The organism is Nonomuraea sp. NPDC051191 (assembly GCF_044455665.1).
Lineage (GTDB): Bacteria > Actinomycetota > Actinomycetes > Streptosporangiales > Streptosporangiaceae > Nonomuraea.
In genome coordinates, this window is record NZ_JBITEZ010000016.1 from 249,966 (window position 1) to 262,930 (window position 12,965).

General features: G+C 72.7%; 13 protein-coding genes. 9 read left to right on the forward strand and 4 right to left on the reverse strand.

Going from position 1 to position 12,965, the window contains the following annotated elements; all coding sequences use genetic code 11:
• Nucleotides 1-165: 165 nt before the first annotated feature.
• Together hflX and ACIA8R_RS40415 are read right to left on the reverse strand one after the other, a co-directional pair.
• Nucleotides 166-1,578 carry a GTPase HflX gene (hflX, locus tag ACIA8R_RS40410; RefSeq protein ID WP_357694651.1) on the reverse strand — a complete coding sequence of 471 codons (1,413 nt, stop codon included), beginning with the start codon at nt 1,576-1,578 and terminating at the stop codon, nt 166-168.
• Between the two features lie 96 nt (nt 1,579-1,674).
• Nucleotides 1,675-2,367 carry a DUF4097 family beta strand repeat-containing protein gene (locus ACIA8R_RS40415; RefSeq protein WP_364086724.1) on the reverse strand — a complete coding sequence of 231 codons (693 nt, stop codon included), beginning with the start codon at nt 2,365-2,367 and terminating at the stop codon, nt 1,675-1,677.
• A 157-nt stretch (nt 2,368-2,524) separates the two neighbouring features.
• Here ACIA8R_RS40415 and aceB point away from each other — a divergent pair, with 157 nt between their 5' ends.
• From aceB to ACIA8R_RS40450, 7 genes are all read left to right on the forward strand, one after another.
• Nucleotides 2,525-4,102 (forward strand): malate synthase A, encoded by a 1,578-nt coding sequence (aceB, locus tag ACIA8R_RS40420; protein WP_397042813.1) that lies wholly within the window; start codon nt 2,525-2,527, stop codon nt 4,100-4,102.
• Between the two features lie 111 nt (nt 4,103-4,213).
• Nucleotides 4,214-5,653 carry an FAD-linked oxidase C-terminal domain-containing protein gene (locus ACIA8R_RS40425; RefSeq protein WP_397042815.1) on the forward strand — a complete coding sequence of 480 codons (1,440 nt, stop codon included), beginning with the start codon at nt 4,214-4,216 and terminating at the stop codon, nt 5,651-5,653.
• Nucleotides 5,653-6,846, forward strand: a complete 1,194-nt coding sequence (locus ACIA8R_RS40430; protein ID WP_364086718.1) for an FAD-binding oxidoreductase — start codon at nt 5,653-5,655, stop codon at nt 6,844-6,846. Before ACIA8R_RS40425 ends, ACIA8R_RS40430 begins: the two co-directional genes overlap by 1 nt.
• A 2-nt stretch (nt 6,847-6,848) precedes the next feature.
• Nucleotides 6,849-8,099 carry a (Fe-S)-binding protein gene (locus ACIA8R_RS40435; protein ID WP_397042817.1) on the forward strand — a complete coding sequence of 417 codons (1,251 nt, stop codon included), beginning with the start codon at nt 6,849-6,851 and terminating at the stop codon, nt 8,097-8,099.
• A gap of 2 nt (nt 8,100-8,101) precedes the next feature.
• On the forward strand, nt 8,102-8,845 hold the full coding sequence (locus ACIA8R_RS40440; RefSeq protein ID WP_397042841.1) for an IclR family transcriptional regulator: 744 nt from the start codon (nt 8,102-8,104) through the stop codon (nt 8,843-8,845).
• A gap of 38 nt (nt 8,846-8,883) precedes the next feature.
• Nucleotides 8,884-9,624: an IclR family transcriptional regulator gene (locus tag ACIA8R_RS40445; protein ID WP_397042819.1), complete on the forward strand. Its 741-nt coding sequence runs from the start codon at nt 8,884-8,886 to the stop codon at nt 9,622-9,624.
• 4 nt (nt 9,625-9,628) lie between these two features.
• Complete coding sequence (locus ACIA8R_RS40450; RefSeq protein ID WP_397042821.1) at nt 9,629-9,841, forward strand: DUF2277 domain-containing protein; 213 nt, start codon at nt 9,629-9,631, stop codon at nt 9,839-9,841.
• Between the two features lie 22 nt (nt 9,842-9,863).
• Here the strand turns inward: ACIA8R_RS40450 and ACIA8R_RS40455 are convergent, their stop codons facing one another.
• The gene (locus ACIA8R_RS40455) at nt 9,864-10,274 is read right to left on the reverse strand and encodes a hypothetical protein (protein WP_357694194.1); all 411 of its coding nucleotides are present in this window, start codon (nt 10,272-10,274) and stop codon (nt 9,864-9,866) included.
• A gap of 93 nt (nt 10,275-10,367) precedes the next feature.
• On the opposite strand from ACIA8R_RS40455, the gene ACIA8R_RS40460 reads away from it, so the two are divergent.
• Together ACIA8R_RS40460 and ACIA8R_RS40465 are read left to right on the forward strand one after the other, a co-directional pair.
• Nucleotides 10,368-11,045, forward strand: coding sequence for a response regulator transcription factor (locus ACIA8R_RS40460; protein ID WP_364086709.1), 678 nt, complete (start codon nt 10,368-10,370; stop codon nt 11,043-11,045).
• Nucleotides 11,042-12,280: a sensor histidine kinase gene (locus tag ACIA8R_RS40465; protein ID WP_397042823.1), complete on the forward strand. Its 1,239-nt coding sequence runs from the start codon at nt 11,042-11,044 to the stop codon at nt 12,278-12,280. The genes ACIA8R_RS40460 and ACIA8R_RS40465 overlap by 4 nt, the downstream gene beginning before the upstream one ends.
• 6 nt (nt 12,281-12,286) lie before the next feature.
• On the opposite strand, the gene ACIA8R_RS40470 is transcribed toward ACIA8R_RS40465, so the two are convergent.
• Nucleotides 12,287-12,958, reverse strand: coding sequence for an HNH endonuclease family protein (locus ACIA8R_RS40470; RefSeq protein ID WP_357694200.1), 672 nt, complete (start codon nt 12,956-12,958; stop codon nt 12,287-12,289).
• Nucleotides 12,959-12,965 lie beyond the last annotated feature (7 nt).

Below are 12,965 nucleotides of genomic sequence, written 5' to 3' on the forward strand. Positions count from 1 at the left end.
CTGACGACTGCCGCACTCGACGTCATCATCCGAAACCCAGAACCGAAACCAAAAAACCAGACCAATGTTAGGTCTGGCCATCCTAGCAACCCCGGGGTTCGGGGACCACTGCCCTATTTGGGCAGCTCTGCGCTACTTCGAGCGAAGAGCTGCCCAGCCGCCCCGCTAAGAGACGCGCTCGACCGGCTTGCCGACCCGCTCCAGTTCCTGGAACAGGCTCGGCAGCACGCGGGCGTGCAGGACGGTGCCGTCCTGCACGTGCTCGACGGAGAGCACCTCGCCCTCCTTGTGGGCCCGCGAGATCAGGTCGCCCCGGTCGTACGGCACCAGCAGGTGGACCTCGTGGTCGAGGCGCGGCAGCCGCTCCTCGATGAGCCGCATGAGCTCGGGGACGCCCTTGCCGGTACGGGCGGAGACCACGATGCTGTCACGCTCGCGCCTGGCGATGCGGTCGAGCACCTCCTGGTCGGCCGCGTCGGCCTTGTTGATCACTACGACCTCGGGCACCTCGGAGGCGCCCTCGATGTCGGCGAACACCTCGCGGACGGCCGCGAGCTGCCCCTCGGGGTCGGGGTGCGAGCCGTCGACCACGTGCAGGATCAGGTCGGCGTCGGCGACCTCCTCCAGCGTGGACCGGAACGCCTCGATGAGCTGGTGGGGCAGGTGGCGCACGAAGCCGACGGTGTCGGCGATCGTGAACAGCCGGCCCTCCGGCGTGCGCGCGCGACGCACGGTCGGGTCGAGGGTGGCGAACAACGCGTCCTCGACCAGCACGCCCGCACCGGTGATGCGGTTGAGCAGCGAGGACTTGCCCGCGTTGGTGTAACCCGCGATGGCCACGGCCGGGACCTCGCGCCGCTGGCGCCGGTGGCGCATGGTCTCGCGCGAGGTGGACATGCCGCTGATCTGGCGGCGCAGCTTGGACATGCGCTCGCGGATGCGGCGCCGGTCAAGCTCGATCTTGGTCTCACCGGGGCCGCGGCCGCCGATGCCCACGCCGCCGGCGGCACGACCGCCGACCTGGCGGGACAGGTTGCCGCCCCAGCCGCGCAGGCGCGGCAGCAGGTACTGCAGCTGCGCCAGCTCGACCTGGGCCTTGCCCTCGCGGCTCTTGGCGTGCTGGGCGAAGATGTCGAGGATCAGCGCCGTACGGTCGATGACCTTGACCTTGACCGTCTCCTCGAGCTGGCGGAGCTGGCCAGGGGTCAGCTCGCCGTCGCAGATCACGGTGTCGGCGCCGGTCGACTCGACCACGTCGCGCAGCTCCAGGGCCTTGCCCGAGCCGATGTAGGTGGCCGGGTCGGGCTTCTGGCGCCGCTGGATGAGCCCTTCGAGCACCTCGGAGCCGGCCGTCTCGGCCAGGAGCTTGAGCTCGAGGAGGGAGTTCTCGGCGTCCTCGGCCGTGCCGGAGGTCCAGACGCCGACGAGAACGACCCGCTCGAGCCGCAGCTGCCGGTACTCGACCTCGGAGACATCCTGGAGTTCGGTGGAGAGGCCCGCCACGCGGCGCAGCGCCTGGCGCTCCTCGAGGTCCATGTCGCCGGTCTCGAACTCGTCGAGCGCGGTGTATTCGTGCATTCGTGTCATCTCTATGAGGGAACGTCTGGACACCTCGGTGTCTTCCCACGATGGTGGCACGACATCCCCGGAGTCATCATCTGGTTATCCCGCGGATCATTCCGCGGAGAGCGCCACGTCGCCGGAACCGGCGGTCAGCGAGATCGTACGGGGAGAGCTCGGGTCGGACTTGACGGAGACGGCGGAGTCCCCGGAGCCCACGTCGGTCTTCACCTTGTAGGCGCCCGTGGGCACCTTCAGGACGATGTCCCCCGAACCGCACTCCAGTTCCGTACTGTCCGGCGCGGCGGCGTACTTGAGCTCGACGTTGCCCGACCCGGCCTTGACGTAGGCCTTCTTGCCGGTCATGCCGGAGCCGTCGAGGTCGCCGGAGCCGAGGTCGGCCGTGAGCTGGCCGCTCAGCGCCCGCAACGTGATGTCGCCCGAGCCGCTGTCGAGGTCGACCGCCATCCCCTTGGGGATCTCGATCTTGTAGTCGACACTGCAGCTCCCCCAGTTGGACGGGCAGTCGTACGTCACGAAAAGCGCCTGGGCCTCGACCTTGTGCTGCGGCTTGGGCTTGTCGTCGTTCCGCCAGCGCAGCGTCTCGATGACGCGGACGGCGGGACCGTCGGTCTCGGTGATCACGACATCCCCGGCGTCGCTCTTGACCTGCAGCTTGGAGACCTTGTCCTTGACCTCGTAGGACACGGTGTCCTGGTTCGAGGAACCCCCGAGGCTCTCAAGCCCGCAACCCGTCAGCACCAGCGCGGCGGCCAGCAGCCCGCCCGCCACGGCAATCGTCTTCATGCCCCCGATCCTTTCGCGGGCATGACCCCCTCCGCATCGGGGATGCCCCGGAAGGCGCACCAGGGATACCCCAGCCTTTGACCCGGGAACCCTGGCCGGAGTAGCTTCACTTCCACAATCCAGAATCAGTTTTCCACTCTACGGAAAAGAGGGGGACATGGAGATCACCGGCCCGATGCTCGAACGGTTCGACGAGATCCTCACGCCGGAAGCGCTCGGCTTCGTGGCGGCTCTCCAGCGGGAGTTCGGCGCCAGGCGGCTGGAGCTGCTCGAAGCCCGCCAGACCCGCCAGGCGGAGCTGTCGGGCGGCGGGACGCTGGACTTCCTGCCGGAGACGAAGGCGGTCAGGGAGGGCGAGTGGCAGGTCGCGCCGCCGGCCCCCGGCCTGGAGGACCGCCGCGTCGAGATCACCGGGCCGGTCGACAGGAAGATGACCATCAACGCGCTCAACTCCGGCGCCGAGGTGTGGCTGGCCGACTTCGAGGACGCCAACTCCCCCCTGTGGGAGAACTGCGTGTCCGGGCAGCTCAACCTGCGCGAGGCGCTCGACCGGGCGATCGACTTCGAGACCGGCGGCAAGACGTACGCGCTGCGGCCCGACGACGAGCTGGCCACGATCGTGGTGCGCCCGCGCGGCTGGCACCTGGACGAGAAGCACGCCCAGGTGGACGGGCGGCCGGTGTCGGCGTCGCTGTTCGACTTCGGGCTCTACTTCTTCCACTGCGCGCGGCGGCAGCTCGACAAGGGCAAGGGGCCGTACTTCTACCTGCCGAAGATGGAGTCGCACCTGGAGGCGCGGCTCTGGAACGACGTGTTCACGCGGGCCCAGGAGCTCCTGGGCATCCCGTACGGCACTATCAGGGCCACCGTGCTCATCGAGACCTACCCGGCGGCGTTCGAGATGGAGGAGATCCTCCACGAGCTGCGCGACCACTCGTCCGGGCTCAACGCGGGCCGCTGGGACTACCTGTTCAGCGTGATCAAGAAGTTCCGCACGCGGGGGCGGGAGTTCCTGCTGCCCGAGCGGAACGCGGTGACCATGACGGCGCCGTTCATGCGGGCCTACACCGAGCTGCTGGTGCGCACGTGTCACAAGCGCGGCGCGCACGCCATCGGCGGGATGGCGGCGTTCATCCCGTCGCGGCGCGACGCCGAGGTGAACGCGGTGGCGCTGGAGAAGGTGCGGGCGGACAAGACGCGCGAGTCGGGCGACGGGTTCGACGGCTCCTGGGTGGCCCACCCCGACCTCGTGCCGGTGTGCCGCGAGGTGTTCGACGGCGTCCTGGGGGACCGGCCCAACCAGCTCGACCGGCTGCGCGAGGACGTCAGCGTCTCGGCCGCCGACCTGCTGTCGGTCTCCGAGACGCCCGGCCAGATCACCGAGACGGGCCTGCGCAACAACGTCGACGTGGCCCTGCGCTACCTGGCCGCCTGGATGGGCGGGCTGGGCGCGGTCGCGATCCACAACCTCATGGAGGACGCCGCGACGGCCGAGATCTCGCGTTCGCAGATCTGGCAGTGGATCCACAACGACATCACGCTGGCCGACACCGGCGAGCGGGTGACCAAGGAACTGGTCGAGCGGATCATCGCCGAGGAGCTGGACCGGGTCTCCGCCGAGCCTGGCTACGACGAGCGGCTGTTCGGGCAGGCGACGGCGCTGTTCAAGGAGGTGGCGCTGGACGACGACTTCGCCGAGTTCCTGACGCTGCCGGCGTACGCCCGAATGCCGTAGATGCGGGCGTGCATAAGCGGCCCCCCGAAAACCACCTGGATGGCCTCCGAAAACTGGCCATAAGGGGGGAAACAGTCGCACACTAGAGGTGACGGACCTGGAGAGTGACTGGTGCTCGACACGCTGACGGCGGCGTTGCGCTCGCTGCTGCCTCCCGACTCGGTGATCACCGACCCGGTACGCCTGCGCACCTACGAGTGCGACGGGCTGACCAGCCACCGGGCGACACCGGGCGTGGTCGTGCTGCCCGCGACGGCCGAGCAGGTCGCCGGGGTCGTCCGGAGGTGCAATGACTTCGGGGTGCCGTTCGTGGCCAGGGGGTCGGGCACGGGCCTGTCGGGCGGCGCGCTCCCCCGCGAGGACGGCGTGCTCATCGTCACCTCCAGGATGCGGCGGATCCTGGAGATCGACCTGCCCGACCGCCGGGCCGTGGTCGAGCCGGGCGTGACCAACCTGGCGATCACCGAGGCGGTCCGCGAGCAGGGCTACTACTACGCCCCCGACCCCTCCAGCCAGCAGGTCTGCTCGATCGGCGGCAACGTGGCCGAGAACTCCGGCGGCGCCCACTGCCTCAAGTACGGCTTCACCGTCAACCATGTCGAGGCGTGCGAGATCGTCACCCCCGACGGCGACCTGGTCGTCCTCGACCGCATGGACCCGGGCTACGACCTGCTCGGCGCGTTCGTCGGGTCGGAGGGCACGCTGGGGATCGCCACCAAGATCACCGTACGGCTGAGCCGGACGCCGGAGGCGGTGACCACCGTGCTGGCCGCGTTCGAGGACATCGAGCAGGGCGGCCGGGCGGTGTCGGCGATCATCGGGGCGGGCATCGTCCCGGCCGCGATCGAGATGATGGACGCGCTGGCCATCGAGGCCGCCGAGGCGGCGGTGGCCTGCTCCTACCCGGCGGGCGCGGGCGCGGTGCTGATCGTCGAGCTGGACGGGCCGCGGGAGTCGGTCGAGCGGCAGTTCGCCCAGCTCGCGGAGATCTGCTCGGGCGCGTTCGAGCTGCGCGTGGCGGCCGGTCCCGAGGAGCGCGCGGCCATCTGGAAGGGCCGCAAGTCGGCCTTCGCGGCGGTGGGCCGGATCAGCCCGGCCTACATCGTCCAGGACGGCGTCGTGCCGCGCACGTCGCTGCCCGGCGTGCTGGCGGCCATCGACCGGCTCTCGCGCGAGCACGGCATCAGGGTGGCCAACGTCTTCCACGCCGGCGACGGCAACCTGCACCCGCTCGTGCTGTTCGACGACGCCGAGCCGGGCGCGGGCGAGCGGGCCGAGGCGGTCTCGGGCGCGATCCTCGACCTGTGCGTCGAGCACGGCGGCTCGATCACCGGCGAGCACGGCGTCGGGGTGGACAAGGCCCGCTACATGCCGAAGATGTTCACCGCGGCCGACCTGGACACCATGCAGCTCGTCCGGTGCGCGTTCGACCCGGGCGGCCTGTCCAACCCGGGCAAGGTGTTCCCCACGCCGCGGCTGTGCGGCGAGGTGCCGGGCGTGCGCAAGGGCGCGCACCCGCTGGTCGAGTCGGGCAGGGCGGAGCAGTTCTGATGGCCGATCCGTTCTCGGGCACCGGCGTGACGGTCCGGGCGGCCGCTCCCGATGACCCGGTGCTCCGGTGGGGAGCCCGGTGGGTGGCGCTGCCTGAGACGGTCGAGGAGGTCGCCGCCGTGCTGCGCGCCTGCGCCGCGCGGGATCTGGCGGTGGTGCCCGTGGGCGGCGGCACGAAGCTGCACTGGGGGCCGCCGCCGGAGCGGTGCGACGTGCTGCTCGACCTGCGCCGCATGGACGAGGTCCTGGAGCACGCGGCGGGCGACCTCGTGGTGCGCGTCCAGGCCGGGGTGAGGATGGGGGCGCTGGCGGAGGTGCTCGCGGCGCGGGGGCAGGAGCTGGCGCTCGACGTGCCGTCCGCCCGCGAGGCGACCGTCGGGGGCACCCTCGCCGCCGGCCTGCCCGGCCCTCGCGCCTTCCGGTACGGCGCCGCCCGCGACCTGCTCATCGGCGTCACGGTGGTGCTGGCCGACGGCACGGTCGCCCGGTCGGGCGGCAAGGTGGTCAAGAACGTCGCGGGCTACGACCTCGGCAAGCTCTTCACCGGCTCGTACGGCACCCTCGGGGTGATCGCGGAGGCCACGTTCCGGCTGCATCCGCTGCCCGGCGAGCGGAGCTGGGTGGTCGCCGGGCTGCCCGCGGCCGACGTGCCGGCGATCGCGGCGGCGCTGGCGGCCTCGCAGGCCGAGCCGAGCGCGGTCGAGGTGGACCGTCCGGAGCCGGGCGGGCCGGTGACGCTGGCCGCGCTGGTGGAGGGCACGGCGGCCGGCGCGCGGGCCGAGGCGTTGCGCGACCTGGCCGGCGCCGGGGCGGTGACCGGCGAGCCGCCGTCCTGGTGGGGACGCGTCCCACGGGACGAAGTGCTGGTCGAGGTGCGTTTTCCACCCGCCGCGGCCGGGGTGGTGCTGCGGGCGGCGGCCGGGTGCGGCCTGTCGCTGCGCGGGTCGGTGGTCGCCGGGCGGGTGCTGCTGGAGCCGCCGGCCCCCGTCGCCGAGGACGTCCTGCCGGGCCTGGTGGCCGGGCTGCGGGAGCGGGTCGAGGCCGCGGGCGGCCGGGTGAACGTGCTGGCCGCGCCGTACGCCGGGATCGACAGGTGGGGGCGGGTGAGCGCGCTGCCGTTGATGCGGCGGGTCAAGGAACGGTTCGATCCGGGACGCAGGATGTCGCCCGGACGGCTGACGGGAGGCGTCTGACCATGGACCCGGAGCTGGCCCCGAAGATCGACGCGAAGATCGACGCGAAGATCGACCCGGTGCTGATCGGCGACTGCGTGCACTGCGGGTTCTGCCTGCCGACGTGCCCGACGTACGCGTTGTGGGGCGAGGAGATGGACTCGCCGCGCGGGCGCATCCACCTGATGAAGCAGCACGTCGAGGGCACCCCGGTCACGCCGGAGATGGCCGGGCACTTCGACGCCTGCCTGGGCTGCATGGCGTGCGTCACGGCGTGCCCGTCGGGCGTGCGCTACGACCGGCTGATCGAGCAGACGCGGGCGGAGGTCGAGCGCACCCACGTGCGGGAGCCCCGGGAGCGGGCCGTGCGGGAGATCGTGTTCAGCCTGTTCCCCTACCCGCGCCGGCTGCGGCTGCTGCGGCCGACGATGTGGCTGGCCGGGCGGATGGCGCCGTTCCTCACGCGCGTCCACCCGAGCCTGGGGGCCATGGCCGCGCTCGCGCCGCGCGTGGAGCACCGGCAGCGCCTGCCGCGCCTGGTCAGGGCCAGGGGCAGGCGCAGGGCGGTGGTGGGGATGCTCACCGGGTGCGTGCAGGGCGAGTTCTTCCCGCAGGTGAACGCGGCCACCGCGCGGGTGCTGGCGCTGGAGGGCTGCGACGTGCTCGTCCCGGCCGGGCAGGGCTGCTGCGGGGCGCTCAGCGTGCACGCCGGGCGCACCGGGCAGGCCCGGCGGCTGGCGCGCCGGACGATCAGCGCGTTCAGGAGGGCGGGGGTGGACACGGTCGTGGTGAACGCGGCCGGCTGCGGCTCGACCATGAAGGAGTACGGCGAGCTGTTCGGCGCCGACCCCGGGTTCCGGGTGACGGACCTGTCGGAGTTCCTGGCCGAGCTGGGCCCGGTGGCCAGGCGGCATCCGCTGCCGCTCACGGTCGCCTACCACGACGCCTGTCACCTGGCCCACGCGCAAGGCGTCCGCGCGCAGCCGCGCGAGCTGCTGCGCGGCATCCCCGGGCTTGAGCTGCGGGAGATCCCCGAGTCGGCGATCTGCTGCGGGTCGGCGGGGACGTACAACATCCTGCAACCCCAGGCGGCCCGCGACCTCGGCGACCGCAAGGCCGGGGCGGTCGGCTCGACCGGGGCCGAGCTGCTGGTCTCGGCCAATCCGGGGTGCACGATGCAGATCGCCTCGGCGATGCGCCGGGCCGGGAAGGAGATCAGGGTGGCCCACACCGCCGAGGTGCTGGACGCGTCCCTGCGCGGGGTGTCGCTGTGAGCGTGCAGTCGGTCGAGCGGGCGCTCGACGTGCTGGAGGCGCTGGCCGGGCACGGCGGCGAGGCCGGGCTGTCGGAGATCGCGGCCACGACGGGCCTGCCGTACGGGACCATCCACCGGCTGCTCCAGACGCTGCTCGCCCGCGGATACGTGCGCCAGGAGTCCGACCGCCGGTACGCGCTCGGCGGCGGGCTGGTCCGCCTGGGCGGCATCGCCGAGAGCATGGTGGGCGTATGGGCGCAGCCGTACCTGGCGCGGATGGTGGAGCTGTCCGGCGAGACCGCGAACCTGGCCGTGCTCGAAGGCGACTTCGTGGTCTACGTGGCGCAGGTGCCCTCGCCGCGCAGGCTGCGCATGTTCGCCGAGGTCGGCCGGCGGGTGCTGCCGCACAGCACGGCCGTGGGCAAGGCGCTGCTGGCCGGGCGGGGGGCCGCCGAGGCGATGGCGGTGTTCGAGCGTACGGGCATGCCGCGGCGCACCCCGAACACGATCACGGACGCGGCCGGCATGCTGGCCGAGCTCGACCGGGTCAAGGAGCGCGGCTACGCGACGGACCTGGGCGAGGAGGAGCTCGGGGTGCACTGCCTGGCGGTGCCCGTCCGGGACGGCGACCGGGTGGTGGCCGCGATGTCGGTGTCGGGGCCGGCCGAGCGCATCGACGCCCTCGACCGCGACGAGCTGGCCGAGGGCATGCGGAAGATCGCCCTCGACTTCGGCCGCGAACTCGCCCCCGCCTCCTCGAAGTAGCCGCAGCGGCGGGGCTCCGCCGGTTATTCTGTTGCGCTGTGAGCAACAGCACGACGGTTCAGTCCGTCGACCGGGCCATCGCGATCCTGGAGATCCTGGCCCGCGAGGGCGCCACCCGGGTGACGGACCTCGCGGTCGAGCTCGACGTGCACAAGTCCACCGCGTTCCGGCTGCTGGCCGCCCTGGAGCAGGGCGGGCTCGTGGAGCAGAGCGGCGACCGGGGGCGCTACCGGCTCGGGTTCGGCGTCGTACGGCTGGCCGGCGCGGCCACGGCCCAGCTCGACCTGTCCAGGGAGAGCCGCGAGGTGTGCCTGCGCCTGGCCGAGGCGGTCGGCGAGACCGTCAACATCGCGGTCCCCCAGGACGGCGACACGGTCAACATCAGCCAGGTGCGCGGCCCTGCGGCGATCAGCGGCCACAACTGGGTCGGCCAGCGCACCCCGTCGCACGCCACCTCCAGCGGCAAGGTGCTGCTCGCCTTCGGCGCCCTGCGCCTGGCCGGCGAGCTGGAGCGCTACACGCCGCGCACCGTCACCTCCCCCGCCGGCCTGGGCCTGGAGGAGATCAGGGAGCGCGGCTGGGCGGCCACGGTGGAGGAGCTGGAGGTCGGCCTGAACGCCGTGGCGGCCCCGATCAGGGGGGCCGACGGCTCGGTGGTGGCCGCCGTCAGCGCGTCGGGCCCGTCCTACCGGCTCACGCCCGAGCGGCTGCCCGAGTTCGGCGAGCTGCTCGCCGAGGGCGCGAGGGAGATAAGCCAGCGCATCGGCTATTACCGTTGAGAGCATGTGCAGAAGCATCAAGACCCTCCGACCGCCGTACGCCGAGAGCGTGACCGAGGAGGACGTGCGGGCCGCCGCCCTTCAGTACGTCAGGAAGATCTCCGGATTCCGCGCCCCCGCCGCCCACAACGCCGAGGCGTTCGACCGGGCGGTGGAGGCCATCACCAGGGCGTCCGAGGAACTGCTGGGAGCGCTGGAAGTGCGCGGAGGGCACTGAAGGGCCCGCGCCGGGGAAGCGGTCAGCGGGTGGCGGGGCCTTCCGGCGTGCAGAAGATCTTGAGTTCGACCTCCTTGCCGTCCTCCGGCTCGAACTCCACCTTCGCCTCCTGGGCCGGGCCGGGCTCGACGCCGTCCACCGAGTAGCCCTGGGCGGGGCTCCAGGAGCGCAGGGTGACCAGGCCGCCGGAGCAGGAGGCGATCACCGTGCCGGCCTCGGTGCGCATGAGCCGGTCCTGGGCGCGGGCGGACGTCCGGGGCATGGGCGTGACGGCGCGCGCGGTGGCCGTGGAGAGGGCGGCGCGCACCTCCGGCCCGCTGAGCACCCGGCTGGAGGTGCCGGTCACCTCGGTTCCGAGCAGGCCGAGCACGGCCACGGCCGTCCCGGTCGCGGCGGCCGCGGTGACGGCCCAGGCCAGCACGAGACGCTTCACGCTCTCACCCTCCCCCATGTACGGCTAAGCGCAGGTTAAGGCGACACTAAGGATGCTCGGGGCATCGTCAGGGACCGTCTACGGTTTGGGTATATGGCTGACATCCTGCTCATCGAAGACGACGTGACCATCCGCACGTCGTTGAGCCGGGGCCTGCGCGATCTCGGCCACGCGGTCTCCTCCTCCCCGACCGCGCTGGAGGGGTTGCGGCTGGCCGTGCAGGACCGTCCCGACCTGATCGTGCTCGACCTGGGCCTGCCCGACCTCGACGGCGTCGAGCTGCTGCGCATGTTGCGGGCGGTGAGCCGGGTGCCGGTGATCGTGGCGACCGCCCGCGACGGCGACGCCGAGATGGTGCCCGTCCTCGACGCGGGGGCCGACGACTACGTGGTCAAGCCGTACAGCGCCCGGCAGCTCGACGCCCGGGTGCGGGCGGTGCTGCGGCGCGCGGGCGAGGCCGTGCCGGAACCGCTGGCCGTGGGCGGCCTGCGCGTCGATCCCCGGGCTCGTACGGCCACGCTCGACGGCGTGTCGCTCGACCTCACGCCGCGCGAGTTCGACGTGCTGCACTTCCTGGCGGCGCGGCCCGGCGAGGTGGTCACCAAGCGCGAGCTGCTGACGGAGGTGTGGCGGCTCCCGTACGGCGGCGCCGACAAGACCGTGGACGTGCACCTGTCGTGGCTGCGCAGGAAGCTGGGCGAGACCGCGGCGGAACCCCGCTACCTGCACACCGTCAGAGGTGTCGGGGTCAAGCTGGTCGAGCCGTCGTGAGGCGCTGGCTGGCGCTGCTGGTGGCGGCGACGACGTCGCTCGTGCTGATCGCGCTGCTGGTGCCGATGGCGCTGCTGATCGGGACGGTGGCCGAGAACGGCGCGATGAGCCGGGCCACCGCCGCCGCCGAGTCCGTCGCGGTCGCGGTCGGCACGCCCGACCTGCCGCTGGCCGTCGAGCAGGTGCCCCGGCGGGTGACGGTGTTCCTGCCCGGCGGGAAGACGATGGGCGCGCCCGCCGCCCGCTCCGACGCCGTACGGCTGGCCGCGACCGGCCGGAGCGTGACCGCCGTCGCCCCCGGCGGCCGGGAGGTGCTGGTGTCGGCGCAGTCGACCGGCGGCACGGCCGTGATCAGGGTGTTCGTGCCGGACGACGAGCTGACGCACGGCGTGCGGGCCGCCTGGCTGGCGCTGCTGGTGCTCGGGCTGGGGCTCGTGGTGCTCGGCATCGTGCTGGCCGACCGGCTGGCCCTGGCCGTGACCAGGCCCGTGGTCGGGCTGGCGCGGGTGTCGCACCGGCTGGCCGGCGGCGACCTGAGCGCGCGGGCCGAGCCGGGCGGGCCGCCCGAGGTGCGGTCGGTGGCGCTGGCGCTCAACCATCTGGCCGGGCGCATCGGCGACCTGCTGGCCGCCGAACGCGAGTCGGTCGCCGACCTGTCCCACCGGCTGCGCACGCCGCTGACCGGCCTGCGGCTGGAGGCGGAGTCGCTGCGCGACCCGGAGGAGGCCGCCCGCGTGCAGACCAGGGTGGACGCGCTGGAACGGGCGGTCAGCGCGGTCATCACCGAGGCGCGGCGGCGCTCGGCCGGGCGCGGCCCCTGCGACGCGGCCGAGGTGGTCCGGGAGCGGGTGCGCTTCTGGTCGGTGCTGGCCGAGGACCAGGGGCGGCCGGTGTCGGTCTCGCTGCCCGAGGCTCCCGCGCCGGTCGCCGTCGGCGGCGAGGAGCTGGCCGCGTGCGTGGACGCGCTGCTCGGCAACGTGTTCGCGCACACCCCGGAGGGGACCGCCATGGCCGTACGGCTGTCGTCCCGGCCCGGCGGGGCGCTGCTGATCGTGGAGGACTCGGGGCCGGGGTTCGACCCGGAGTTGCTGGAGCGGGGGAACAGCGGGGGCGGCTCGACCGGGCTCGGGCTGGACATCGCCCGGCGTACCGCCGAGTCCTGCGGCGGCACGCTGGCCGTCTCCACACCGGAGGGCGGCGGGGCCCGCGTGGAGCTGACGCTGACCGCCCCCTGACGCGGGTCAGCAGTCCTTGAGTATGCCTTCCATGGCGCTCTTCTCGCCGTCGGTGATCCAGACGTCGTACTTGCTCTTCACGTCGATCTGGCGGGCGATGTAGGCGCACCGGTACGCCTTGCGCGGCGGCAGCCAGGTGGCCGCGTCGGAGTCGCTCTTCTGGTTGTTCAGCGGGCCGTCCACCGCCAGCAGGTTCAGCGGGTCGTTGGCGAACTCCTTACGCTTGGTGGGCGACCACTGCTGGGCGCCCTTCTGCCAGGCGTCCGACAGCGGCACCAGGTGGTCGATCTGGACGGCCGTGCTGGTGTCCTGGCCGCGCTTGAACTTGATGGTCTTGCCGCTGTAGGGGTCGTCCAGCGTGCCGGTGAGCACGATGCAGTCGTGGGTGCCCGACTTGAACGTCTCGTCCTTCATGTCGCGCTTGAGGATGTCGTTGCGGGTGTCGCAGCCGTTGTGGTCGACGTCGGCCCAGGCGGGGCCGAACGCGTCCCGGTCGAAGCCGGTGCGCGGGGCGCGGCCCTTGACCTTGAGCTTGTCCAGCTTCTTGCGGGCGTCCGAGACGGACGCCGAGTCCGGCTTGGCCGGGTCCGGGCCGCCGCCCGACTGCGCCGCCAGGCCGCCGCAGCCGGTCAGCATGGTCACTGCGGCCAGACCGGCCGTGAACGCCCGTACGCGCACGTCATCT

Bases quoted from the DNA above. Each gene is read 5' to 3' on its own strand.
- hflX (WP_357694651.1), bottom strand. From the start codon at position 1,578: ATGCACGAATACACCGCGCTCGACGAGTTCGAGACCGGCGACATGGAC.
- ACIA8R_RS40415 (WP_364086724.1), bottom strand. From the start codon at position 2,367: ATGAAGACGATTGCCGTGGCGGGCGGGCTGCTGGCCGCCGCGCTGGTG.
- aceB (WP_397042813.1), top strand. From the start codon at position 2,525: ATGGAGATCACCGGCCCGATGCTCGAACGGTTCGACGAGATCCTCACG.
- ACIA8R_RS40430 (WP_364086718.1), top strand. From the start codon at position 5,653: ATGGCCGATCCGTTCTCGGGCACCGGCGTGACGGTCCGGGCGGCCGCT.
- ACIA8R_RS40435 (WP_397042817.1), top strand. From the start codon at position 6,849: ATGGACCCGGAGCTGGCCCCGAAGATCGACGCGAAGATCGACGCGAAG.
- ACIA8R_RS40450 (WP_397042821.1), top strand. From the start codon at position 9,629: ATGTGCAGAAGCATCAAGACCCTCCGACCGCCGTACGCCGAGAGCGTG.
- ACIA8R_RS40460 (WP_364086709.1), top strand. From the start codon at position 10,368: ATGGCTGACATCCTGCTCATCGAAGACGACGTGACCATCCGCACGTCG.